At 68.2% G+C, this 23624-nt stretch carries 22 protein-coding genes; 7 read left to right on the forward strand and 15 right to left on the reverse strand.

Translation table 11 applies throughout. The annotated features are described in order from the left end of the window. Positions 1-3: 3 nt before the first annotated feature. The 7 genes from ACIA49_RS23055 to ACIA49_RS23085 all read right to left on the reverse strand — a co-directional run bounded on the left by ACIA49_RS23055 (position 4) and on the right by ACIA49_RS23085 (position 7129). Complete coding sequence (locus ACIA49_RS23055; protein ID WP_396379357.1) at positions 4-870, reverse strand: carbohydrate ABC transporter permease; 867 nt, start codon at positions 868-870, stop codon at positions 4-6. After that, positions 867-1823, reverse strand: a complete 957-nt coding sequence (locus ACIA49_RS23060) for a carbohydrate ABC transporter permease (protein ID WP_396379358.1) — start codon at positions 1821-1823, stop codon at positions 867-869. Before ACIA49_RS23060 ends, ACIA49_RS23055 begins: the two co-directional genes overlap by 4 nt. Then, entirely contained in the window at positions 1820-3145 is a 1326-nt protein-coding gene (locus ACIA49_RS23065; protein ID WP_396379359.1) for an ABC transporter substrate-binding protein, read from the reverse strand. The genes ACIA49_RS23060 and ACIA49_RS23065 overlap by 4 nt, the downstream gene beginning before the upstream one ends. Before the next feature lie 163 nt (positions 3146-3308). Then, on the reverse strand, positions 3309-3854 hold the full coding sequence (locus tag ACIA49_RS23070; protein WP_396379360.1) for a hypothetical protein: 546 nt from the start codon (positions 3852-3854) through the stop codon (positions 3309-3311). Between the two features lie 13 nt (positions 3855-3867). Then, complete coding sequence (locus tag ACIA49_RS23075) at positions 3868-5097, reverse strand: ABC transporter permease (protein ID WP_396379361.1); 1230 nt, start codon at positions 5095-5097, stop codon at positions 3868-3870. Continuing rightward, on the reverse strand, positions 5097-5789 hold the full coding sequence (locus tag ACIA49_RS23080) for an ABC transporter ATP-binding protein (RefSeq protein ID WP_396379362.1): 693 nt from the start codon (positions 5787-5789) through the stop codon (positions 5097-5099). Before ACIA49_RS23080 ends, ACIA49_RS23075 begins: the two co-directional genes overlap by 1 nt. After that, on the reverse strand, positions 5786-7129 hold the full coding sequence (locus tag ACIA49_RS23085) for an efflux RND transporter periplasmic adaptor subunit (RefSeq protein WP_396379363.1): 1344 nt from the start codon (positions 7127-7129) through the stop codon (positions 5786-5788). The genes ACIA49_RS23080 and ACIA49_RS23085 overlap by 4 nt, the downstream gene beginning before the upstream one ends. Before the next feature lie 235 nt (positions 7130-7364). Between ACIA49_RS23085 and ACIA49_RS23090 the strand changes: the two genes are divergently transcribed. The 4 genes from ACIA49_RS23090 to ACIA49_RS23105 all read left to right on the forward strand — a co-directional run bounded on the left by ACIA49_RS23090 (position 7365) and on the right by ACIA49_RS23105 (position 10154). Beyond that, entirely contained in the window at positions 7365-7736 is a 372-nt protein-coding gene (locus ACIA49_RS23090; RefSeq protein ID WP_130385606.1) for an RNA polymerase-binding protein RbpA, read from the forward strand. Between the two features lie 94 nt (positions 7737-7830). Next, the gene (locus ACIA49_RS23095; RefSeq protein ID WP_396379364.1) at positions 7831-8400 is read left to right on the forward strand and encodes a TetR/AcrR family transcriptional regulator; all 570 of its coding nucleotides are present in this window, start codon (positions 7831-7833) and stop codon (positions 8398-8400) included. Next, positions 8397-9560 (forward strand): SGNH/GDSL hydrolase family protein, encoded by a 1164-nt coding sequence (locus ACIA49_RS23100; RefSeq protein ID WP_396379365.1) that lies wholly within the window; start codon positions 8397-8399, stop codon positions 9558-9560. The genes ACIA49_RS23095 and ACIA49_RS23100 overlap by 4 nt, the downstream gene beginning before the upstream one ends. Positions 9561-9617: 57 nt before the next feature. Continuing rightward, positions 9618-10154 carry a Uma2 family endonuclease gene (locus tag ACIA49_RS23105; protein ID WP_396379366.1) on the forward strand — a complete coding sequence of 179 codons (537 nt, stop codon included), beginning with the start codon at positions 9618-9620 and terminating at the stop codon, positions 10152-10154. Here the strand turns inward: ACIA49_RS23105 and ACIA49_RS23110 are convergent. Next, positions 10147-11280, reverse strand: coding sequence for an epoxide hydrolase family protein (locus tag ACIA49_RS23110; RefSeq protein ID WP_396379367.1), 1134 nt, complete (start codon positions 11278-11280; stop codon positions 10147-10149). The two genes, ACIA49_RS23105 and ACIA49_RS23110, sit on opposite strands and share 8 nt — an antisense overlap. A gap of 61 nt (positions 11281-11341) precedes the next feature. On the opposite strand from ACIA49_RS23110, the gene ACIA49_RS23115 reads away from it, so the two are divergent. Continuing rightward, positions 11342-11911 carry a TetR/AcrR family transcriptional regulator gene (locus tag ACIA49_RS23115; protein ID WP_396379368.1) on the forward strand — a complete coding sequence of 190 codons (570 nt, stop codon included), beginning with the start codon at positions 11342-11344 and terminating at the stop codon, positions 11909-11911. A gap of 3 nt (positions 11912-11914) precedes the next feature. Here ACIA49_RS23115 and ACIA49_RS23120 read toward each other — a convergent pair whose 3' ends face one another. The 7 genes from ACIA49_RS23120 to ACIA49_RS23150 all read right to left on the reverse strand — a co-directional run bounded on the left by ACIA49_RS23120 (position 11915) and on the right by ACIA49_RS23150 (position 20308). Beyond that, the gene (locus ACIA49_RS23120) at positions 11915-12445 is read right to left on the reverse strand and encodes an FxsA family protein (RefSeq protein WP_396379369.1); all 531 of its coding nucleotides are present in this window, start codon (positions 12443-12445) and stop codon (positions 11915-11917) included. 494 nt (positions 12446-12939) lie between these two features. Beyond that, positions 12940-14505: an apolipoprotein N-acyltransferase gene (lnt, locus tag ACIA49_RS23125; RefSeq protein WP_396379370.1), complete on the reverse strand. Its 1566-nt coding sequence runs from the start codon at positions 14503-14505 to the stop codon at positions 12940-12942. A gap of 442 nt (positions 14506-14947) precedes the next feature. Further along, positions 14948-15337 carry a hotdog domain-containing protein gene (locus ACIA49_RS23130; RefSeq protein ID WP_391548004.1) on the reverse strand — a complete coding sequence of 130 codons (390 nt, stop codon included), beginning with the start codon at positions 15335-15337 and terminating at the stop codon, positions 14948-14950. Positions 15338-15339: 2 nt separating this feature from the next. Further along, complete coding sequence (locus ACIA49_RS23135; RefSeq protein WP_396379371.1) at positions 15340-16092, reverse strand: OAM dimerization domain-containing protein; 753 nt, start codon at positions 16090-16092, stop codon at positions 15340-15342. After that, on the reverse strand, positions 16089-17657 hold the full coding sequence (locus ACIA49_RS23140) for a lysine 5,6-aminomutase subunit alpha (RefSeq protein WP_396379372.1): 1569 nt from the start codon (positions 17655-17657) through the stop codon (positions 16089-16091). Before ACIA49_RS23140 ends, ACIA49_RS23135 begins: the two co-directional genes overlap by 4 nt. Next, positions 17654-19261 (reverse strand): amidohydrolase, encoded by a 1608-nt coding sequence (locus ACIA49_RS23145; protein WP_396379373.1) that lies wholly within the window; start codon positions 19259-19261, stop codon positions 17654-17656. Before ACIA49_RS23145 ends, ACIA49_RS23140 begins: the two co-directional genes overlap by 4 nt. Positions 19262-19264: 3 nt before the next feature. Continuing rightward, complete coding sequence (locus tag ACIA49_RS23150) at positions 19265-20308, reverse strand: L-erythro-3,5-diaminohexanoate dehydrogenase (RefSeq protein WP_396379374.1); 1044 nt, start codon at positions 20306-20308, stop codon at positions 19265-19267. 144 nt (positions 20309-20452) lie between these two features. Between ACIA49_RS23150 and ACIA49_RS23155 the strand changes: the two genes are divergently transcribed. Further along, positions 20453-21919, forward strand: coding sequence for a KamA family radical SAM protein (locus tag ACIA49_RS23155; RefSeq protein ID WP_396379375.1), 1467 nt, complete (start codon positions 20453-20455; stop codon positions 21917-21919). Positions 21920-22053: 134 nt separating this feature from the next. After that, positions 22054-23622, forward strand: a complete 1569-nt coding sequence (locus ACIA49_RS23160) for a hypothetical protein (protein WP_396379376.1) — start codon at positions 22054-22056, stop codon at positions 23620-23622. Positions 23623-23624 lie beyond the last annotated feature (2 nt).

Raw genomic sequence — 23624 nt, forward strand, 5'->3', positions numbered from 1 at the left:
ACCTCACCCTTTCAACGCGCCCGCGGTCAGGCCGCGGGCGAAGGAACGCTGGAAGAACAGGAAGACCGTCACCGACGGCAGCAGGGCCAGCAGCGACGCCGCCATCACGACGCCCGGCGTGACCACCGGGTCGATCCGCAGCGTGCGCAGTGCCAGCGGCAGTGTGTAGGAGTCGGAGTTCGTTGCCACCAGCAACGGCAGCAGGTACTGGTCCCAGATCATCGTGAAGCCGAAGACCCCGATCACGCCGAGGGCCGGCTTGCAGAGCGGCAGGATGATCTGCGCGAAGATCCGGAACTCGCCGGCGCCGTCGATCCGGGCCGCCTCCTCCAGCTCGCGCGGGACATCCTTCATGAACTCGGTCATCACCAGGATCGAGAACGCCCAGGCGCCGAGCGGCACGATCATCCCGGCCAGCGTGCCCATCAGGTTGACGTGCACGAGCGGGACATCGGCCAGGACCAGGGTCAGCGGCAGCGCGAGGATCTCCTCGGGCAGCATCATCGTGGCCAGGATCGCCACCATCACCAGCGTCATCCCGGGGAAGATCTTGCGCGCCAGCGCGTAGCCGGCGAGCACCGAGACGGCGACCTGGAGCAGCAGCCCGAAGCCGACCACGAAGAACGAGTTGGCCAGATACTTCAGGACGCCGTGGTCGAAGGCGATCTTGAAGTTGTCCAGCGTCGGGCTCTTCGGAATCACGCTCAGCTGCGTCGGGTCCGACACGTGGTTGAACGAGCTCACCAGCAGCGCGAGCAGCGGCCCCGCGAAGACCACGAACAGGCCCGTGTAGATCACGGTCTTCGCCACTCGCGCGGCAACGCTCTTGCTTTCAGTGAGACCGAGTGCAGTCTCGGTGGCAGCAGTCACGCGACTCGCCTCCTTCGGAGCAGCTGGACGCAGACGGTCAGGACGAGCGTCGCGAGGAAGAGCAGGACGGCGCCCGCGGACGCGATCCCGAGCCGGTTCTGTTCGAAGCCGAGCTTGTAGATCAGCGTCATCAGGACCTCGGTCGAGCCGTTCGGTCCGCCGTTGGTCAGCAGGAACACCTCGGTGAACGCGCGGAACCCGCGCACGGCCGCCAGCACGAACAGGATCGCGAACACCGGCCGCAGCCCCGGCAGCGTGACGTGCAGGATGCGCTGCTTGGTCGAGGCACCGTCCACGACCGCGGCCTCGTACAGCCCGCGGTCGATCCCGGCCAGGCCGGCGAGGAAGATCATCATGTCGTACGGCGCCCCACGCCAGATGCCCGTCACCACGATCGAGGCCAGTGACGTGTCGGGGTCGTTGATGAACCCCGACGGGCCCAGCCCGACCAGACCGAGGATCTGGTTGAGCAGACCGTCAGCGGTCGGGTGGTACATGATCCGCCACAGCTCCGCGACCACAGCGATCGGCACGACCACCGGCAGGAACGCCGCCGACCGGATGAAGCTGAGCTTTCGGGTCTGGCCCTCCACCAGCAGAGCCAGTACGAACCCCAGCATCATCGAACCGGCGGTCTGCCCGACCGCCAGCACGATCGTGTTCCAGGTCGCCGAGCGGAACCCGTCCGACGACAGGATCTCGCTGTAGTTCGCCGTCCCGACCCATAGGTTGCCGAGGTACGGGCGGACCTCCTGCGCCGACATCGAGAGGGCCTGCGCCATCGGGATGAACTTGAAGTAGACGAAGAGGATCAGTGCGGGCGCCAGGAACAGCCACGGAATCCACCAGTTGCCCGCACCGCGCCGATTGCGGCGCGCCGGCGTCCGCCGTACCGGTCCTGCCGCCTGGGGTACCCGCCGCGCCGGCCGGGCCTCCGCCTCGCGGACACTCACGGCGCGCCGATGCCCTGCTGCTTGAGCGACTCGGCCAGCTTGCCGTCCAGCTTGGTCAGCTCGGCGCCGACGTCGAGTCCGCAGTCGGCGATCAGCGCGTTCACCGTGTCGGCACTCGCCTGCCGGATCGGCGTCCAGTTGGGGATGCTCGGCGCGTACCGGCTGTGGTCACGGTAGACATCGGCGTACACCGTCCAGCGCGGGTCCTTGCGCACCGCGGTGACGTCGACGGTCTTGTTCACCGGCAGCTGCACGTTGAAGGCTTTCTCGCCCTCCATCCCGAGCTTCTGCGCCTCCGGCGAGATGATATACGACGCCCAGGCATTCTGCCCGGCCTCGTTCTTCGACCCGGCCATCAGGTACGCGCTGCCGCCCTCCGCGAGGACGGTCGAGTCCTTGGCGCCCTTCGGCACCGGGACGACCTCGTATTTGTCCTTGCCGAGGCTCCCGTCGAAGCGCGGCATCAGGTACGGACCGACGACGTACATGCCGGCTTTGCCCGACTCGAAGGTCTCGTTGGTCGGCGGCGTGTCCATGGTCGCCGCGCCGGGCTGGATGACCTTGTCGGTGCAGGCGAGGTCGCGGAACCACTTGGTCGCGGCCACCGACTCCGGCGTGGACATGGCCGGCTTGTACTTGCCGTCGGCCTGCTTGGCGATGAAGTCGCCGCCCGCGCCCCACAAGAAGTTCGAGAAGTACCAGGAGGCGTAACCGCGCTTGGTCGAGCCCGGTACGGCGAGGCCGGCGGTGTCGTTTTTGCCGTTCCCGTCAGGGTCCTTCGTGGTGAACGCCTTCGCCAGCGCGACGAACTGGGTCAGGTCGGTCGGTACCGGCAGCCCGACCTTCTGCCGCCAGTCCTTGCGGATCAGCAGTGCGGAGGCCTGCGCGGAGTACGGGACGCCGTACATCTTGCCGTCGCCGGCCTTGGCGACCGCCAGCGCGGAGTCGAGCAGTTGGTCACTGCCCTTGATGGCGGAGGGGTCGACCTCGCGGATGATGCCCTGGGTGAGCATCGTGCCGAGCTGGGACGAGTCGTTCATGACGATGTCCGGCAGGTCCTTCTGCGCGGCGCGCTGGGACAGCTTGGTCTCGAAGTCGTCGAAGATCGCGGTGACCTCGATCTTCTGGCCGGTCGCCTGCTCGAACGCGGCGGCCAGCTTCTTCATCCCCTTCTCGCCGTCGCCACCGGGCGTGGTCCGCGTCCACAGCTCCAGCGGCGCCTTCGCGTCCTGCGCGACCGGCTCCGGGCCGGTGCTGCCACAACCCCCGAGCGCCAGGGCTGCGCCGAGCCCGACAGCTACCCACTTCAACGTCCTAGACATCCCGCCCCACTCCAATTTGTACTTTTTGGACCTCATTTCGTCGGAAGATAGCGCTTTCCACGGGAGCCGGTCAATGATTCATCGGATGTCTGTTCCGGGCCGTGACATGAGTGAGCGCCCGGCCGGGGTGCTGGCCGGGCGCCCAGAACGTGAGCGGCAGGAGTTAGCGGGTGGAAGGGGTCGCGCTCGGGTTGCGGAAGCCGCCGCCCGGGAAGGTGCCGCCCTGCCGGACCGAATTGGCCGTCACCGAACCGTCGGTGTTCTGCCCCGTGACCACGACCTGCTCCCCCGCCTTGAGGTCGGTCGCCTTTCCCTTGGCGGTGATCTCGATGTCCGTCTCGCCGGTGAGCTTCACGGTGACGTCGCCCGTTTGCGTCTTCACCACGAGCTGAGAATCCGTCGCGGAGACGACCGTGCCAATGGTGGCCGCGGCGCCGCCGGGCGCCTGACCGTTCTGGCCGCCCCGGAAGCCGCCGTACCCACCAGCGCCTCCAGGCCCGCGCCCGGTCGCAGCGGCGGGAGCCGGCGTGTCCGACGCGAAGGCGGCGTGCAGCCCGGCACCACCGGCCAGGCCGATCGCGAGGACCACCACGCCGGCCAGTACGGCGGTCGCCGTCGGCAGGCTGAGCGTCTTCTTCGGCGTCAACGCCGCCTCGACCTCTTCGTCGGACCCGATCTGGGCGAACTCGTCGGGCGTCTGGTTGCTCATCGGATGGTGCCTCTCACTCGTGACGTAGTGCGTCGATGGGACGAAGACCGGCGGCTCGGTGCGCCGGCATGCTGCCGAAGAACAGGCCGACCGCGGCGGACACCCCGAGGGCGAGCGCGATCGACGACGGGACCAGGACCGGCGCGACCCCGGCCAACTGGAACTGGGTGACGATCAGCGCCGCGCCGACTCCGACGGCACCGCCGATCAGGCTGAGCAGGGTCGCCTCGATCAGGAACTGGCCGAGGATCGTGCGCCGTCGTGCACCGAGCGCCTTCCGGATCCCGATCTCCCGGGTCCGCTCGGTGACGGTGACGAGCATGATGTTCGTGACCCCGATCCCGCCGACCACCAGGCTGATCGCCGCGACCGTGGCCAGCAGCGCGGTGAACGTCGCCGCGGTGTCCTGGCTGGTCTGCAGGATCTGCGCCGAGTTGGTGATCCGGAACGGCGAGGTGGTGGTGGCCGGAACCTGATGGCGCGCGGTCAGCAACTGGGTGACCTCGGCCTGAGCCAGGTCGACCCGATCCTTGTCGGCGGCCTGTACGACGATCTGGCTCAGCGCGCCGTACCCGGCCTGAGTGGCGCGCAGCGTGCTGATCGGCACGATCGCGGTCGCATTCGGATCGTTGAACCCGGTGCTGTCCTTACTGGCGAGCACCCCGCGGACCACGAAGTCGACCGCGCCGAGCTTGACCGTCTGCCCGATCGCGGCCTGGGCCCGACCGAAGAGTTCGCTCGCGGTGGTCTGGCCGAGCACGATCACGCGCTCGGCGCCGTTGACGTCCTCCTGGGTGAACGAGTTCCCGGTTCCGACCGGGGTGTTGGTCGCCGGGAGGTACGCCGGAGTCGTCCCGATCACCTGACTGATCGTGTAGCTCGTGTCGCCGTTGGTCGCCGTACCGGAGCTTGTCATCACCGGGGCGACCGAGGCCACGTCCGGGGCGAGGCGCCGGTCGGACAGCGCGCTCACGTCGTCGAGGGTGAGCGCGTACTGCTGGGACGACGGTCCGGCCTGGCCGCGGGCGAAGCCGCCGCCTCCGCCGGTGGTCGAGACGGTGAGCAGGTTCGTGCCCATCGCCTCCAGCCGGGTCTGGACGGCCTTCCCCGAGCCGTTGCCCACCGCAACCAGCACGATGACCGCGCCGACGCCGATCGAGACTCCGAGAACGGTCAGCAGGGAGCGCAGTTTGTTGGCGCTGAGGCCGCGCAGGGCGGCTCCGAAGAGATCGCGGGGCGTCATCAGCGCGTCACCTCGTCGCGGACGATCCGGCCGTCGGACACCTGGATCAGCCGCCGGGCCCGCGCGGCCACCTCGTTCTCGTGGGTGATCACCACGACGGTCCGGCCCTCGGCGTTCAGCTCGTCGAACATCCCGAGCACCTCGTCGGTCGAGTGCCCGTCGAGGTTTCCGGTCGGCTCGTCGGCGAGCAGGATCCGCGGGCCGGTCGCCAACGCGCGAGCGATCGCGACCCGCTGCTGCTGACCGCCGGAGAGCTGGTTCGGCCGATGGCCGGCCCGGTCCGAGAGGCCGACCAGCTCCAGGGCGCGGTTGGCTCGCGCTCGCCGCTCGGTACGGCGAAGGTGCGCGTAGGTGAGCGGGAGTTCGACGTTGGCCAGTGCGCTGGTGCGTGGGATCAGGTTGAACGACTGGAAGATGAAGCCGATCTTCCGGCCGCGGACGAGCGCCTGCTGGTCCTCGGTGAGCCGGGCGACATCGCTCCCGTCGAGGAAGTACTCACCTCGAGTCGGTACGTCGAGGCAGCCGAGGATGTTCATCAGGGTCGACTTGCCCGAACCCGACGAGCCCATCACGGCGACGTACTCCCCGGCCTCGACCCGCAGCGACACACCCCGGAGAGCATGGACGGCGGTCTCGCCCGCGCCGTACGTCTTGGTGACGCCGCGGATGTCGATCAGAGCGTCTGCGCTCACCGGGTGCCACCGGCGTTGCGCTGCTGGGCACCGCCAGCGGGGAACTGTCCGCCGCCGGCCGGGAACTGCCCACCACCGGAGGGGAACTGTCCGGTCCGGCCCTGACCGGTCTGGCCGGTGCCGCCGATCGTGCCCTGGAGGAGCTCGATCTGGTCACCCTCGTTCAGGCCGGTCTTGATCTCGGTGAAGCTTCCGCCCTTCACCCCGATGGTGACCTCGCGGCTGGTGCCGTCGGCCATCGTGACCGTGGTCGTCGTACCGCTGGTGACGACCGCCGTACTCGGCACGTAGAGGACGTTGGTCGCCTTGGCGGTCTGGACGGTGACGTTCGCGGTCTGGCCCATCCGGGCGTTGGCCGGGAGCTTGGCCAGCGAGAAGGTGGCCGAGTACGAGACCACTCCATTGGTGGTCGTCGGGCTTGGCGAGACCGACGCGAGGGTCGCGGTCAGCGTCGTACCGGGTTCGGCGTTCAGGGTGACGGTCGCGGCCTGGCCCGCCTTGATCTTGATCGCGTCGGCCTCGGGGAAGGCGGCCGAGACCTGGAGTGCCTTCAGGTCGGAGATGTCCGCGAAGCCGGTGCCCGCGGCGGACGTCGTACTGGTGGCGGCTGAACCTTGACCTGAGGTCGAGCCTGAGCCGCTCGCCGACCCGGAGCCTGAACTACCGCTCGATCCCCCGGCGACCGAGCCGACCGAACCGTTGATCGCGGTGATGGTGCCGGCGATCGGCGCCTTCAGCGTGGTCGCGGCGACCGCCGCCTTGGCCGCCTCGACGTCCTGGTCGGCCTGCTCCTTGTCCGCCTTCGCACGGGCCAGCGACGCCTCGGCGTTGCTGACGGCAACCTCCGGGTTCTGCGTCTGGGTCTGACCCTGTGCCTGAGCTTGACCTGTCGGCGTCGGTGAGGCCGACGCCTCGTCGGCCGCCTCCTTGGCGTCCTCGGCGTCGTCCAGCGACTCCTCGGCGGCCGTCACCGAGTTCGCCGCGGCGATCTGGTTCTGCTCGGCGATCCGTTCCTGCCGCTCGGCCGCGGCCGGGTCGACCTTGGCGATCGCGGCGCCCTTGGCGACCACCTGACCGACCTTGACCAGGACCTGGGTGACCGTCCCGGAGGTCTCGAACTGCGGCGAGGCGGTCTGCGAACTGGCCAGCGTGCCGCTCGAACTGACACTCGCCACCACGTCGCCCCGGGTCACCGCCACGCTCGGCCGGGTCGCTGCCGCGGACGGTTCGTCGCTGCGGAAGAAGAGGAAGTACGCCGTGACGGCGATCGCGGCGACAATGGCCACCAGGGCCACATTGAGCAGACTGAGGCCACGGAGTTTGTGGCGGGGTAGCACCATGGGACCTGAAGCTAGAGTTGGTTGCTGAGGAAGTGGTCCTTGATTCCTGGCAACTGACTGTGAACTTCGCGCGTCAGTAGGACGGTGGCCCACGACACACCGTGATCTGTGTACGCCTGATGACAGGGCGTCATGACGGTGCTGTCAGGTGCGTACATAGCGCTCGGGCATGCCAAAATGGGAATGATCCGGGCCGGCCGACCGTTGGCACGGATGACGATCTCGGAGGTTTGACATGTCTAATCGCGTACTGCGTGGTTCGGGGCTGGGTGGGGTCAGCTTCGAGGATGACCGTGGTGTCGAGTTCGCGCCGCGCCAGATGATCACGTACGACTGCCCCCGCGGTCACGTGGTCGAGGTGACGATGGCGCACGACGCCGAGGTGCCCGCAATCTGGGAGTGCCCGCACTGCGGCAGCGAGGCCGCTCGCTCGACCGGTGAGAAGCCGGAGCCGAAGCAGGAGAAGCCGGCCCGCACGCACTGGGACATGCTGCGCGAGCGCCGGAGCATCTCGGAGCTGGAGGAGCTGCTCGCCGAGCGCGTGGATCTGCTCCGCAAGGGTGAGATCGGCCCGGCGCACCTGCACCGGACCAAGCGCACCGCCTGACGTACTACTGAAAAGGCCCGGATCGCAAGGGCGCGATCCGGGCTTCTTCATGATCTCATTTGCCTAAAGTCTTTAGGTTTGCACATAATGAGTTATGGCTAGAGCAGGCTTGACCCCGGACCGGCTGGCCCGGGCCGGTGCGGAGCTCGCCGACCAGATCGGCTTCGATCAGGTCAGCCCGTCCGCGCTCGCCCGGCACTTCGGCGTACAGGTCGCGAGTTTGTACTCCCACGTCCGGGGCGCGCACGACCTCAAGACGCGGATCGCTCAGGTCGCGCTCGACGAGATGGCTGACCGCGCGGTGGCCGCGCTGGCCGGGCGGGCGGGCCGTGATGCGTTGGTGGCGCTGGCAACGGTGTACCGCGACTACGCGCACGACCACCCCGGCCGGTACGCCGCTTCGCAGTACCGGGTTGATCCGGGCTCTGCCGCGGTCGAGGCCGGGCGGCGGCATTCGGAGCTGACCCGGGCCGTCCTGCGCGGCTACGACCTCGGCGAGCCGGCCCAGACCGACGCTATCCGGCTGCTCGGCAGCCTCTTCAACGGCTATATCGGCCTCGAGCTGGGCGGATCGTTCGCCCACTCGGCCCCCGGCAGCGACGAGAGCTGGTCACGGATTCTCGACGCGATCGACAAACTACTGCGGAACTGGACTACATCATGATCACCATCCCCATCACCTCCGAGATCCTGCGCGGCGCGCTCGAACTCGAGCAGACCGACCGCGGCGTCCTGCCGCACCGCGTGCCCGCCTGGGCGCGTCGCCAGTACGACGGACAGCTGCAGATGGTCGAGACCCAGACGTCCGGCGTGCGGCTCGTCTTCCGCACCGAGGCCACCGTGGTCGAGCTGGAGACGGTGCCGACCAAGCGCAACTACGCCGGCGCTCCCCCGCGTCCGGACGGCGTGTACGACGTACTGGTCGACGGCACGCTGGTCACCCAAGGCACCGCACCCGGCGGTGACGTCCTCCTGCTCGACATGGCGACCGGCGGAGCCGAGCTGACTCGAGGCGAGCCGGTCACGCAGCGCTTCGACCTGGCCGCCGGCTCCAAGCTCGTGGAGATCTGGCTGCCGCATGACGAGACTACCGAGCTCGTTGCCTTGCGCACCGATGCCCCGGTCGAGCCGTCTCCGGTGAGTGCTCCGGTGTGGCTGCACCACGGCAGCTCGATCAGCCACGGCTCGAACGCGACCCACCCGACGGCGATCTGGCCGGCGCTCGTCGCCGCTCAGGCCGGCGTCGAGCTGCTCAACCTCGGCTTCGGTGGCAGCGCTCGCCTGCAGCCGTTCTTCGCACGCATGATCCGCGACACCCCGGCCGACCTGATCAGCGTGAAGCTGGGCATCAACATCGTCAACGCCGACGAGATGCGCCTCGGCGCGTTCACCCCGGCGGTCCACGGCCTCCTGGACACGATCCGCGAGGGTCACCCGACCACGCCGTTGCTGCTGGTCTCCGCGATCCTCGCCCCCATCCATGAGGACACCCCCGGCCCCACCGGCCCGGACCTCTCCGCGCTGGCCGAAGGCAGACTGTCCTTCGCTGCGCGCGGAAACCCCGAAGAGGTTGCCGATGGCAAGCTCTCGCTGAACGCCATCCGGACCGAACTGGCCCGCATCGTCGCTCAGCGCGCCGCCGACGACCCGAACCTGCACTACCTGGACGGTCGCGAGCTGTACGGCGTCGAGGACAACCTCGCCCACCCCCTGCCCGACAACCTGCACCCCGACGAACCCACCCACCACCTGATCGCCGACCGTTTCAACGCCCTCGTCTTCACCGGCAAAGGCCCCTTCGCGGACCAGTCCCAGGTACGCTGAGGTCGAAGTGCTCGTTTCAGGAGGTACGCCATGACTGCTGAGATCGCCCCGGCGTAAATGCACAGGCAAATTACCGCCGAGCAGTACGACGGCTGGCCCCCTGAGCAGTGCGTCGGGATTGAGATCGTGGACGGGATGATCTCCGTAGCTCCGAGTGCCACCAAGCGCCAGAACCGACTCGCGCGTCTGCTGGCGAACGCGCTCGATCACGCGGCCGGGCCAGAGTGGAACGCCGACACCAACTTCGACGTCCGGCTGCAGGATGTGCCGCTCACGAACCGCCGGCCGGACGTGGTGGTCTACCGGGCCGACACGATCGACATCTCCCCCACCCGCCCCGAGCACGTACTGCTGGTGGTCGAGGTCGTGTCACCCGGCTCGGAGACCACCGACCGGGTCGTGAAGGTCGACCAGTACGCCAAGGCCGGCATCGCCTTCTACTGGCGGGTCGAGCTGGCCGCGACCGGAGTTCCCCTCGTGTACACCCACGTGCTCGACCCCGCCACCGGCCTATACCGGGACGCGGACGTCTTCGCCGGCGAGGTCAAAGCCGTCGCACCGTTCCCCGTCACGGTGGAGCTGACGATCATCTGAACTGGCGGAAGGCTGTCCAGAGTTCGGTGGCGAACAGGTCCGGCTGCTCGAAGGCGGCGAAGTGGCCGCCGCGGTCGAGTTCGTTCCAGTGGAAGATCTGCTTCCAGGTGCGCTCGGCCCACTCACGCGGCGGGAGATAGTTCTCGTACGGGAAGATGCTCGCGGCCATCGGGAGCTCGATGAGTCCGGGGCTGGCGAAGAACTCGGGGCCCTGGATGGTGGCGCCGATCGACTCCCAGTAGAGGCGGGCGGACGACGTACCGGTGCCGGTGAACCAGTAGAGCGAGATGTCGTCGAGGATCTGATCGCGCGTCAGGCCCTCGCTCCCGCTCCAGGCTTCGAACTTCTCGTACATCCACATCGCGAGCGCGACCGGTGAGTCGTTGAGCGCGTAGCCGATGGTCTGTGGGCGGGTGTTCATCTGGTCGGCGTAGCCGGTCGCGTCGTTGACGAACTCGTGCAGCCCCTCGAGAGCGCGAGCCTCTGCCACGGTCGGCTCCGCTGGGAGGTCGGCCGGTACGACGAGCGGCAGGTTGACGTGGGCGGCCAGCAGACCGGCGGGTGCCTGGGCGGCGAGAGCGGTGGTGATCGCCGCGCCGAGGTCACCGCCTTGGGCGACCCATTTCTCGTAGCCGAGTCGCTGCATCAGCACGGTCCAGGCCCGGGCGATCCGGACAGGATTCCAGCCGGTGTCGCGCGGTTTGTCCGAGAAGCCGAAGCCGGGGATCGCCGGGATCACCACATGGAAGGCGTCCTCTGCGCGGCCTCCAAAGCGCTCCGGCTCGGTGAGTCGGTCGATGACGTCGAGGAACTCGATCACCGAGCCCGGCCAGCCGTGGGTGAGCACGACCGGCAAGGCATCCTGGTACGACGAGCGCACGTGCAGGTAGTGGATGCCGACCCCGTCGATCGTGGTCTTGAACTGCGGGTAGCTGTTGAGCCGCGCCTCGAACCGGCGCCAGTCGTAGTCGTTGAGCCAGTAGTCGACGAGCTCCTGCGCGGCCTGCAGCGGCACGCCCTGCGTCCAGTCGTCGACCAACTCGCGGTCGGGCCAGCGCGTCAGACGTAGCCGGGCCTTGAGATCGTCGATCGCTTCCTGTGGAACCTGCACCTCGAACGGCGTCATCAGCTGCCCCTTCGCGTTTGATGTAGCACTCGCTACAGTTAAATACTGTAGCATCTGCTACATGGCACGCAAGATCGCTTTCGACTACGACCGCGCGGTCGACGAGGCAACCACGCTGTTCTGGGCCAACGGGTACGCCGGCACGGGGCTGCGCGACCTGCTCAAGGCGATGGGCATCGGCGAAGGTTCCTTCTACAACACCGTCGGCAGCAAGAAGAACCTCTACCTGGCCTGCCTCGACCGCTACACCGCCACGGTCATCGCCGGCCGGATGCGAGCCCTCGACGAGCCGGAGACCGGAGCCGAGGGAGTCCGAGCGTTCTTCCGCGCGATCCTGGACCGGCTCGACAACCCAGACACACCGTCGCGCCTGTGCATGCTCGCCGCGATGGAGGACGAGGCCGTCATCGCCGATCCGGAGTTACGAACCCGCGCTGCCGAGGTGATCGCGGCCCTCCGCAAGGCGCTCGAAGACCGGCTGGACGACTACGCGGGCCCGCTCAACCCGACTGCGGTCGCGGCGGTGCTCACGACTTACATCCAAGGCCTTTGGCACGTCGCACTGGTCTCCTACGACCGCAAGCAACTGGAACGCGAGATCGAGTCCGTGCTGACCGGCCTGGGAGTTTGACCGCTACTTCGGGGGTTCGGGGTCGATGACTTCACCCTGTACGACGTTGTCGGCGGAAGGGCGTGGGCCGTTGGCACCGGCGCTCGGGCCGAAGCCCCCGAACCCGGGAATGCCTTGACCTCCGGAGGCCGGACCACCGAGGGTCCCGCCTAGGCCGTTCGCACCCAGGCGGCTCACGCGGCGGCCGAGGAAGGCGGTGAGGGCTCGGCGTGCGAGGGGGCGGGTGAAGGGAAGGACGAAGAAGAAGCCGAAGATGTCGGTGACGAAGCCAGGGGTGAGCAGCAGGGTGCCGCCGATCAGGACGAGGGCGCCGTCGGCCAGTTCACGGCCGGGCATCTTGCCGGTCTCGAACGACGACTGCAGGGCGGCCCACGCGCGGCGGCCCTCCCGCTTGATGAGCCACGCACCGAGCGCACTCTCCACGATCAGCAGAGCGACCGTGGGCCAGCCGCCGATCACCTGGCCGACCTGGATGATCACGTAGATCTCCACGATCGGCACCAAGAGCAGCGCAAGCGCCACCAACCAGCCCATGTCCAACCCCTTCCTGCTTCCCCCCAGGATACGGAGCCACCCAAGCCACCTGACCTGCCCAACGACAGGACGTATATCCCCACTACCGCCGACCCTCAGGCCCCCCGGACAGTCCAGTGGACGTATACGTCCTGTCCGTCGGCAGACAACACCGCGCCCCGGTCAACGCGCCAACGGAGCTGGGGACTCCTACCCGCCACCAGAGGCCAGTTCCGCTCCCCGCTCCGCTCCCGGCGACGCCCATTTGGTGGGTTCACCCATCGGCTTGTGGGTTCCCCACCCGCATGCAGGTCCGGAACCCCCAACCTCATGGGTTAACCCACCAAATGAGGGCGGGAAGGGTGCCTCACCAAATAGGGACGGGATGGGTGAACCCACCAAATGGGCGGCGGGATGGGTGCCTCACCAGATGGGGACGGGAAGGGTGAACCCACCAAATGGGGACGGGATGGGTTAACCCACCAAATGGGGACGGGTGGGTGGGTGGCGTGAGGCTAGACGGGGACTTTTTGGCGGGCGGGTTTGGGGGCGGGGGGTGCTGGTGGGGGCTTGGGGGTGGAGCGGGTGGCCAGGGCGAGGACGATGCCGAGGAGGCCGAGGGCGGTGAGGATCCATTGGGGCCAGGCGCCGAGGCGGATGGCGAGGGTCTTGCCTTCGCGGACCGGGACCTTCGCGACGTAGACGTCGGAGACGAACTGGCCGGACTTGTGCTCGACCTTGCCGTTGGGCTGGATGACGCCGGAGATGCCGCTGGTGGAGGCGATCAGGACGGTACGGCCGGTCTCGATCGCGCGCATCCGGGTGATCGCGAACTGCTGCTCGGGCTGGCCGGTGCCGCCGTACGTCGCGTTGTTGGTCTGCACGATGAGGACCTGGGCGCCGCCGTTCATCACGTCGGCGATGACGTTGTCGTAGGCGAGCTCGAAGCAGATGACGTCGCCGTAGGTGACGCCGCGGATCGGCATGATGCCGGGGACCTTGCCGGGCGCGGTCTGCCGGCCGATCATCTCCAGCCGCTTGATGTAGGGCAGCAGTTGGTCGCGGAACGGGATGTACTCGCCGAACGGCACCGGGTGCCGCTTGGCGTAGACCTGGCCGGGGCCGGTCTGCGGGTCCCAGACGACGCCGGTGGTCTGGCGCTCGTTCGGGCCGGGCCCTTCGAGGACCGCACCGACCAGGATCGGTACGCCGACGGCCTTCACGGCCTCTTCGATGTCCGCGCGGGTCTCGTCGTCCTTGAACGGGTCGATGTCGGTCGAGTTCTCCGGCCAGATGACGACGTCCGGCTTCGCCTCGGTACCGGCCTCGACCCGCTTCTGCAGGTCGAGCGTCGCGGCCAGATGGTTCTTGGTGACGGTCCGAGCGCGGCCGAGGAACTCGAGCCCCTTGCCCGGCACGTTGCCCTGGATCATCGCCGCGGTCACGGTCTTGCCGTTGCCGTCGGTGGACAGGTTGATCAGCGCGCTCCCGCCGAAGATCGCCACGCCCGCGATCACGGCCAGCACCCGCACGCGGAACTTCGACGCCCGCCGGAACACGACGTACACGAGAACACCCAGGACGGCGATCACGAAGCTCAGGCCCGGGATTCCGACGTACGCCGCCAGCCTGCCCAATGGGGAATCGGAGAACGCCCACGCGAGCCGCCCCCAGGGGAAGCCGCCGAACGGGACCGACGCGGTCGCGAACTCGGTCGCCACCCACAGCGACGGGATCCACAGCGGCCACAGCTTGTGCCGGAACACCCGGACCGCGAAGGCGCCGAAGACCGCGTAGAACAGGCCCTCGAGGATCGCCAGCGCGATCGCGGCGTCGCCGCCGATCACACTCAGCCAGGGCACGAGCGTCGCGTAGTAGGCGATGCCGAACCCGGCGCCGATCAGGAAGCCGGCCTTGGAGGAGAGCTGCGGGCCGTTCAGCGCCGCGTAGAACAGCGGTACGGCGATCACCGTGAGCCATGGATGGGTGTGGGGTTCGAACGCGAAGCCGAGCGCGATGCCCGCCACGACCGCCACCACGAGACGCGGCAGAAGCCGCCCCAGAGCCTTCAACCGGTTCAACGCCGTCTCCCTCAGTCCTCACCCACCGGCACCACCGGCGGTGCCAACTATATGGGGAGCAAAAGAAGGCCATGTAACGGAAAGGGGCTCGGCGCCCTTCGGACCAACCGCCGGATCGCTGGATGCGAACCGGACGGCTGTTGTCTACTGGGCGCCGAGCCTCTTCCACCTCTGCCCCGCGGGGGGCTAACCACCGGCGATCTCAGCCCCCGTCGACTCAAGCCTGGCACTGGCCTGGTCAGCGTCGCGGGATCATCCGGTGGCCGAACTCCGTGTGACGAACAGTCCAACGGGGTCTGACGACTCCCAAAACGATGCTCGCTGCCGACGATGGTGTCAACCTCTCCATCGGCCTCTTTGGCCCGTTGTAACACTTTCGTCTGCCCTACAAGAAGTTACACCTGTGTCACTCCACGTGACTGTTACCTAGGGCAACTATTCGTCACCCAACCGGTACTACGACGGTGCCCTTCGCGCGCGTGATCACAAGGGGTTCGGCGAGCACGTCGGCGGCCGATTCGGACCGGTCCGGCCGGCCGCGGCAGACGACGTACGCGCTGAATTCCAGGTCGCGGCTGCGGTTGCCGACGCGGGTGATCGTTGCCTTCACCTCCACAACGTCGCCGGCCCGGAGCGGCTGCAGGAACTGCACGTCGGAGTACGACGCGAACAGGCCTTCGTCGCCGTCGGACTGGATGCAGACCTCGGTCGCCACATCACCGAACAGCGCCAGCACGTAAGCCCCGTCGACCAGGTTCCCCGCATAGTGCGCGTGGCTGTAAGGGATGTAGCGGCGATGGGTGGCCGACAGACCAATAGTTGCCTTTGACACCTTTATGCACTCTGCCTAACCGGTTGACGTTTGGTGACCAGGGCATCGACCAGGTAGCTGGCCACCTCGCCCGGAGTGGTACCGCGACCGAACACCCGATCCACGCCGAGGTCACCGGCCATCTGCTCGGTGAAACGGGGGCCGCCAGCAACTAAAACTGGACGGGCGTTCTCGGAGTACGCCTCACGGAAGGCCGCGGACATCTCCTTGGTGTTCAGCACGTGCGCCTCGCGCTGGGTGACGACCTGCGAGACCAGGATCGCGTCCGCCTTCTCGGCCTTGGCTCGCCGTACCAGCTCCGGTACGGCGACCTGGGCGCCGAGGTTCACGACCTTCAGCTCGCGGTAGTACTCCAGGCCCTTCTCCCCCGCGAAGCCCTTGATGTTCATGATCGCGTCGATGCCGACGGTGTGCGCGTCGGTCCCGATGCAGGCGCCGACGATGGTGAGCCGGCGGCGCAGGTGTTTGCGGACCGCCAGGTTCACCTCCTTGGGCGAGAGCAGCGGGTAGTCGCGCTCGATGACCTCGACCTTGTCGGTGTCGACCAGGTGGTTCACCGGCCCGTAGACGACGAAGAAGGTGAAGTCGGGGCCCATCGGCTTGGCGTGGACGACGAGCGCGGGGTCCATGCCCATCTTGTTGGCGAGCTGGACGGCGGCGCCTTCGGCGCGCTTGTCGTGCGGGATCGGCAGCGTGAACGACATCTGTACCATCCCGTCGCCGGTGGTGTCTCCGTACGGCCGGATGATGCTCACTGTGCCTCCTCGAGAAGCTCGATCGCTGGGTTGTAGTACTCCGACGATCGTCGCGCCACGCCGTCCAGTCCGCGGCCGGCGTCCTGGGGGCGCTTCATCAGCCCGAAGGTGCCGTCGCCGATCGCGTTCAGCAGCCCGTCGTCGACGATCTTGTCCAGCAGCTCAACCGACTCCCCCAGCACCTGTCGTGCGCGCTGGGCGATGAACCCGTTCGGCGCCGGGTGGAAGTCCTCATGAAGGTTGCCTGCGGCACCTAAGACGTAGCGGACGTTCTGCAGGGCCAGGTCGCGGTCGGAGATCCACGGAGTCACCACCGCCTCGGTCATCATCCCGACCAGCAGGATGCCCTGGCCGGTCATCGCGCCGACGAGGTTGAAGAAGCCGTCCAGCAGGTAGCCGCGGAACACGTCGCCGGTCATGTGCCGGGTCGGCGGCATCCACTTCAGCGGTGCGTCCGGGAACAGCTGCCGGGCGAGCATCGCGTGCGCGAGCTCCATCCGGAAGGAGTCCGGGATCTCCGGCGTGATCTCGAAGGCGTGCCCGAGGCCGAGCTGCCAGTCCTCGAGCCCGGCCTCCTTGGCGAAGTACTCGTTCAGCAGCTGCGAGACCGTCACCGTGTGCGCGGCGTCGACGGCGTCGGCGGTGGTGAGGTAGTTGTCTTCGCCGGTGTTGATGATGATCCCGGCCCGGGCGTGGATCTGCCGGCTGAACCGCTGGTCCACGAAGGTGCGGATCGGGTTGATGTCGCGGAAGAGGATTCCGTACATCGAGTCGTTCAGCATCATGTCGAGCCGCTGCAGCCCGGCCAGCGTCGCGATCTCCGGCATGCACAGCCCGGAGGCGTAGTTCGTGAGCCGGATGTAGCGGCCGAGTTCGCGCGACGACTCGTCGAGCGCGGCCCGCATCAGCCGGAAGTTCTCCTGGGTGGCATACGTCCCGGCGAACCCCTCCCGGGTCGCACCCTCGGGCACGTAGTCGAGCAGCGACTGACCGGTCGAGCGGATCACCGCGATGATGTCCGCGCCGGCCCGGGCTGCCGCCTGCGCCTGCGGGATGTCCTCGTAGATGTCGCCGGTAGCAACGATCAGGTAGATCCACGGCCGCTGCTCGGGATCACCGTGTTTCTTGATCAGCCGGTCGCGTTCACGGCGCCGCCCATCGATCAGCTTCAAACCTGCAGCCGCCGCCTTGCGGGCCGCCGTACGGGCCTTTGCCGCGTCGCGGCCCTCCGGCAGCCGGAAGGTGACCGAGCCCGAGGCGGCCTTCTGGGCAAGGACGTTCAGGTCTTCGGCCTCGCCGCGCAGCAGCGCGTCCCACACCGGCAGCGCGAACCCGTGCTCCAGGCCGACGTCCGCGCGGACAGTGTCGGCCAGCCGGTTCACCCACGGGATGCCTTCGGAGTCGGCACCGGCCAGCCCGGCCAGCCGCAGTACGGCGCGTTCGACCGACACCGTCGTGTGTTGCTTGGCCAGGTTGACGATCGGCCGCCCGGCCTTGCGCGCCAGGGTGCGCGCCTTCCGGACGGTGACCGGGTCGAGGTCGAGCTTCTTCTCGGCACGCGTCATTGCGTCGCCCATCCTTCGGAGTCGTACACGATGCGACCGCCGACCGCGGTGCGCAGACAAGTGGGTACCGGCGAGCCTTCGGACAGGTCCGGAAGGACCGGTACGCCGGCGCGCGGGTCGGTCGACCAGGCGGCGACGCGCTGATCCGGGGTCTGGACGACGAGGTCGGCCTCGCTCTGCCAGATCGCGTACGTCGCCGGCATGTTCGGCGCGAGCACACCCGCGTCGTCGATGCCGGCCGCCCGCCAACCGCCCCGGGTGTGCGCCTGGAACGCCGCGCGAACCGTGATCCGCTCATCGGGGTTGTGATGGAACGCCGCCGCCCGCACGGCCTCCCACGGACCGAGCTCGGTCACGGGCGAGTCCGAACCGAACGCCAGTACGACGCCCGCCCGGGCCAGCGACGCGAACGGGTTCATCGCCCGCCACCGCTCACCCACGCGCTCGGCGTACATGTCGTCCGGGCCGCCCCACAGACCGTCGAACATCGGCTGCACGCTCGCGGCGACGCCGTACCGGGCAAAGGTAGCGATCGCCTCCGGGCTCGGCATCTCGACGTGCTCGAGGCGGTGCCGGACAGCGACGAGGGCCTGCGCGCCGACCTTCTCGGCGGCAAGTTCGAAGCCACGCGCGATGTTGTCCAGCGCCTGGTCACCGATGCAGTGGAAACCGGCCTGGATGTCGCGCTCGGTGCAAGCAATGACATGTTCGGCGATCTGCTCGGCGGTCAGGTAGGCGTGCCCGCGGTGGTCGGTGCGGTCGGCGTACGCCTCCCGCAGTGCGGCCGTGCGGGAGCCGAGTGCGCCGTCGGCGTTCAGGTCACCAGCGAGGCCGAGGACACCGTACTGGTCGAGCACCTCGAAGGCGCCCGGCTCACCCCAGTACAGCGTGGAGTGCACGCCGAGCTCGTCGGCAGCCTGGCGCACCAGCGGCAGTTCCCAGCGCGGTCCGATGTGCGGCGCCGCCATCTCGTGGAACGCGCCGATGCCCTTCGAGGCCATCGCCTGGACTGCGGTGCGAGCATCCTTCAGTACGTCGTCCTCAGTGGCGACGGTTTCCGACAACGCATCCCGTACGGCGTGATGCGCGTCCCGCTCGACACGGCCGCTCTCGTCGTACCCCTCACGCGTGGTCAGCCCCGGTACGGCAGCCACCAGCGCGGACGACACGACACCCGAGTGACCGTCGACCCGCGACAGGTACACCTGCCGGCCACCCGCGGCCCGGTCGAGCTCTGCAGCCGTCGGCGGGCGTCCCTCGGGCCAGCGGGTCTCATCCCAGTTGGAACCCTCGATGACCGCATCGGCAGGCAGCGAAGCCGCGTGCGCCGCGAGGCGGTCGAGAGCTTCGGTCAGATTCCGGGCGCCGGTGAGGTCGAGGCCGTTCAGCAGGAAGCCGATGCCGACCGTGTGAACGTGGGCGTCGACGAAGGCCGGCGTGACGAGCTTGCCGTCGAGGTCGATCACCTCGTCCGCACCGTCGGCGTACGAGGCCGCGCCGGTGTCGTCGCCGAGCCACGTCACCACCCCGTCGTCGAAGGCGATCGCGGTCGCATGCGGGTCGGCGGGTGAGTAGACGGAACCGTTCGTCAGAAGTGTGCGCACGGGCTAATCCTCCGCCAGCCTGCTCTCGAACAGACCGCGGACACCCGGCTCGGTCCGCAACAGCTGCAATGCGTACTCCGCGTGACCGGGGACGTACCCGTTCCCGACCAGCATCGTCACGTCGGCGGCGAGCCCCTCCGCGCCGAGTGCGGCGGCCGAGAACGAGGTCGCCATCGAGAAGAAGATGACCGTGCCGCCAGGGGCCGTCGACAGTACGGCGCCGTGCTCGCAACCGGGGACGTCGACGCAGACGACGGTGATATCGGCCGGTCCCCCGGCTTGCTCGACGGCGGCGTTCAAGGCGACCGGGTCCCGGGCGTCGGCGAGCGCGACGACATCGGCCAGGCCGGCCGCGTTCAGCGTGTCGGCCTCGTGCTGGACCGGGACGATGCCGATGGTCCGGGCCGCGCCGGCGTCGCGCGCGGCGGCCAGCGACAGCGAGCCGGATTTACCTGCGCCGCCAATTACTGACACGACAGGCTTAATGCCTTTGTCGACATATGAGCGGACCACGCGAGCAGTCAGCGCGGGTGCGCCGCACACGTCCATCACGGCCAGCGACAGCTCCGGCCGTAGGTCGTCCGGCAGTTTCGCGACGATCGAGCGGGCGAACAGAATCGCGTGCCCTGCGGCCGGAACCTGCTCTCCCTGGCCGTCCCAACTGCTGAGTTCGTCGGTGATCTGCAGCGGCGTGAGCGTCAGCGACACCAGGGTCGCGACCCGATCACCCACCGCGAGGCCAAGGGGTGAATCCGCGCCCACCTCGTCGACGACACCGACCAGCATGCCGCCGGAACCAGTGACCGGGTTCTGCATCTTCCCGCGAGTGCGGATGATCTCCAGCACCGCGCGGCGGATCGCCGTACCGTCGCCGTCGTGCGTGCCGGCCAGCTGCCGGTACGACGCGGCGTCCAGGTTCAGTCGCTCGACGGCGATCCGGACCTCGTCCGGCCAGATCTCGGCGCGGGCGTCCAACTGCTCCGCTGCCTGCGGCAACACGCCCGACGGCGTGATCACGCGGTGTAGTCCTACCGGGCTCGATGGCACCTGTCCTCCTCTGAACGGTCGGGCAAAATACTACTCATAGGCGCGTGTGACGAGAATTCTTCCGGCATACTCTTGCTTTGAGAGCAGTTTCTATCGCTATCCTCACATCTGACCGCATCGCCTCGCTGTACTTCGGAGGACTTCGTGACCGACCTGATCAGTCCCGCTGACCTGATCGACCCCGGCAGTGCTGCGGAGCAGCCGTATGCCTACCGCCGGGCCGAGCTCGTGGAGCCCGACTGGACCAGGCTGCCCGGCTGGAAGGACATCACGGCCGAGGAGTGGCGCTCGGCGCAGTGGCAGCGTTCGCACTGCGTGAAGAACGTCAAGCAACTGCGCGACGTGATGGGCGATCTGGTCGAGGAGCGGTTCTACGAGGACCTCACCCGGGACCAGGCCGAGCGCGCGACGATGTCGATGCTGCTGCCGCCGCAGATGCTGAACACGATCGTCCCGAACGGTGCCGCCGACTACACCGAGGCTTTTTACGCCGACCCGGTACGGCGTTACATGTTGCCGGTGTTCACCGACCGGCGTGACGACTGGCCGTCGCACCCGCACGCGACGCGCGACTCGCTGCACGAGCACGAGATGTGGGCCACGGAGGGGTTGACCCACCGCTATCCGACCAAGGTGCTGGCCGAGCTGCTGCCGACCTGTCCGCAGTACTGCGGGCACTGCACCCGGATGGACCTGGTCGGAAACTCGACCCCGGTCATCGACAAGCTCAAGTTCGTCACCAAGCCGGGGCAGCGGGTCGAGGACATGCTCGACTACCTGCGCCGTACGCCGGGTGTCCGCGACGTCGTCGTCTCCGGCGGCGACGTGGCCAACATGCCGTGGCCGCGGCTCGAGTCGTTCCTGACCAGCCTGCTCGAGATCGAGAACATCCGCGACATCCGGCTGGCCACCAAGGCGCTGATGGGCATGCCGCAGCACTGGCTGTCCGACGACGTCCGCGCAGGCGTCGAGCGGGTTGCGACCGTCGCCCGCCAGCGCGGCGTGATGATCGCGATGCACACCCACGTCAACGCCGCCCAGTCGGTCACCCCGCTGGTGGCCGAGGCAACGAAGGCGATGTTCGAGGCCGGTCTGCGTGACGTCCGCAACCAGGGCGTGCTGATGCGCGGCGTCAACGACTCGATCCCGCAGTTGCTCGACCTCTGCTTCGCACTGCTCGACGGGGCGACCATCACGCCGTACTACTTCTACATGTGCGACATGATCCCGTTCTCCGAGCACTGGCGGGTCTCGGTCAAGGAAGCCCAGCACCTGCAGCACGGCATCCTCGGCTACCTGCCCGGCTTCGCCACCCCGCGCATCGTCTGCGACGTCCCGTACGTCGGCAAGCGCTGGGTGCACCAGCTCTCCGAGTACGACGAGGTCCGCGGCGTCTCGTACTGGAAGAAGAACTACCGCACCGGTATCGAGCAGCAGGACCCGGACGCGTTGAACCGCACCTACGAGTACTACGACCCGATCGACACCCTGCCCGCCGAGGGCCAGGCCTGGTGGACCCAGCACGCCCCCACCTCGCTGGCCGACGCCGAGGCCCGCGCCGCCGCCTCCCGCAACGCCGCCGAGGCCCAGAAGCTCCTCCCGCTCGTCTAGCCGCCCCGATCAGCCTTCGGTGCCATCATGCAGGGGATGGCACCGGAGGCGTTTTTGCAGCTTCGTGCAATTCGCCCCTTCACGGTGGCTTGAGGTACTAGGATCACGCCCTCGTTGTTCTCCTGGGGGTTGTGGTGCGGGTTCTTCGTGGTGTCCTCGGCGTTCTGCTCGCCGTACTGGGTCTGGTCCTCGCGGTCGTGGGTGCGGCGGCGGCCTTCTGGCTGATCGGTCCGGACGACACGGTCTACTCCGGTGAGCAGCATCTGGCGGTTCAGGGGCGTTCTCTGGTCACGACCCCGAATCTGGTCGACCAGCACGGACCGACATTGCACGTCCGGGCGCGGTCGCTCGACGGCAAGCCGGTGTTCGTCGGGGTCGGACGCAACTTCGACGTGGCGAGCTACGTGGAGACCGATGCCTACACCTCGCTCGTGCAGATCAAGTACCCGATCGCGTTCAGCACCGAGGAGCACACCGGCTCCACCACTCCCCTGGCCGCACCGGCAACGCTCGACTGGTGGGTGGCCAAGACCGCCGGTCCCGGCCAGCAGTCACTCACCTGGCCGATCCAGGACGGCCCGTACCAGGTCGTCGTGATGCCCGCAGCCGGCAACGCACCGGTGGATGTGCAGCTCGAGTTCGGCATCGAGATCCCGTTTGCGTTCCTGGCCTCGTTCGCCGTACTGGTGATCGGCCTGGCGCTCATCGCCCTTGCCTGGTTGACGTTCCGCCGCCGTCCGCGCCGTACGGCAGCTGATGCGGTCGCGCAGGAATCGGCGACGGACAAGACACCCGCAACACTCCGTACGGCGCTGTCCGTAGCGGCCGTGCTGACGCTCACCGCCGGCTGCGGTGGACTCCCGGTGGACAACACCGTCACCACCCTCAGCCGTCCCGCGGTCACTGCTGACACTGGCCGTGCGGTTCTCACCCGGTACGACGAGGTCGTGGTCAAGGCAGCTCGCACCCGTGACCTCAAAGCCGCCAGCACCGTGGAGGCTGACGACCAGGTGGAGCGCACCCAGGCGTCGTACCAGCTCGCCGGTCTGCGAAAGGCGGCGGTCAAGCCGCCCGCGCCGTTCGCCCAAGCGACGGTTGCGGCACCCGACTACAGCAGCTACCCGATGCGGTTCGCTGCGCTGACCAGCGGGCGTCAACTGGGTCTGTGGGTCCGCCAGTCAGCTGGCACGCCGTGGCGCCGCACGTTCACCGCCACCGCGGCTGCCACGCTGCCGCCGCTGACCGGCGCCCGCGAGATCGCCTCCGACCATACCGGTCCGATCGCGACGAGCTTCGCGAACTTCCTGTCGGCGGGCGGCAACTCCCCCGACCGCAAGCTCTTCACGCTCGGCCCCGAAGTCACCGCTCTGCTGGCGGACCGCGCAGCTCAGGCCAAGCAGAACAAGGCGCTCGTCGCCTCGTCCACCGACCGGTTCACCATCTCCTCTTACCCGGCCACCTTGCTGACCCCCGCCGGCGAGTCCCTCGCCTTCTTCACCGTCACCGAGAAGCTCTTCATCGCCACCGACGGCAGCCGCCCGATCAGCTGGATCGACGGCGACGAGGCGGTCCTGAGCTCCGCAACCTACGACTCCGGCCTGACCGCCACCTACAGCCACACAGTAGTGCTGGTCGTTCCCGCCAAGGGCACCGCGCGAGTCGTTGCCTTCGGCTCCCAAGTCCTCAAGGCCGGCGGCTACTAGGG

Source organism: Kribbella sp. NPDC051587 (genome assembly GCF_044453945.1).
Classification (GTDB): domain Bacteria; phylum Actinomycetota; class Actinomycetes; order Propionibacteriales; family Kribbellaceae; genus Kribbella.

Excerpts from the sequence above, each read along its gene's own strand:
- ACIA49_RS23140 (WP_396379372.1), bottom strand. The coding sequence starts at position 17,657 with ATGACGCGTGCCGAGAAGAAGCTCGACCTCGACCCGGTCACCGTCCGG.
- ACIA49_RS23115 (WP_396379368.1), top strand. The coding sequence starts at position 11,342 with ATGGCACGCAAGATCGCTTTCGACTACGACCGCGCGGTCGACGAGGCA.
- ACIA49_RS23100 (WP_396379365.1), top strand. The coding sequence starts at position 8,397 with ATGATCACCATCCCCATCACCTCCGAGATCCTGCGCGGCGCGCTCGAA.
- ACIA49_RS23105 (WP_396379366.1), top strand. The coding sequence starts at position 9,618 with ATGCACAGGCAAATTACCGCCGAGCAGTACGACGGCTGGCCCCCTGAG.
- ACIA49_RS23090 (WP_130385606.1), top strand. The coding sequence starts at position 7,365 with ATGTCTAATCGCGTACTGCGTGGTTCGGGGCTGGGTGGGGTCAGCTTC.
- ACIA49_RS23075 (WP_396379361.1), bottom strand. The coding sequence starts at position 5,097 with ATGACGCCCCGCGATCTCTTCGGAGCCGCCCTGCGCGGCCTCAGCGCC.
- ACIA49_RS23070 (WP_396379360.1), bottom strand. The coding sequence starts at position 3,854 with ATGAGCAACCAGACGCCCGACGAGTTCGCCCAGATCGGGTCCGACGAA.
- ACIA49_RS23095 (WP_396379364.1), top strand. The coding sequence starts at position 7,831 with ATGGCTAGAGCAGGCTTGACCCCGGACCGGCTGGCCCGGGCCGGTGCG.
- ACIA49_RS23065 (WP_396379359.1), bottom strand. The coding sequence starts at position 3,145 with ATGTCTAGGACGTTGAAGTGGGTAGCTGTCGGGCTCGGCGCAGCCCTG.
- ACIA49_RS23110 (WP_396379367.1), bottom strand. The coding sequence starts at position 11,280 with ATGACGCCGTTCGAGGTGCAGGTTCCACAGGAAGCGATCGACGATCTC.
- ACIA49_RS23120 (WP_396379369.1), bottom strand. The coding sequence starts at position 12,445 with ATGGGCTGGTTGGTGGCGCTTGCGCTGCTCTTGGTGCCGATCGTGGAG.
- ACIA49_RS23085 (WP_396379363.1), bottom strand. The coding sequence starts at position 7,129 with ATGGTGCTACCCCGCCACAAACTCCGTGGCCTCAGTCTGCTCAATGTG.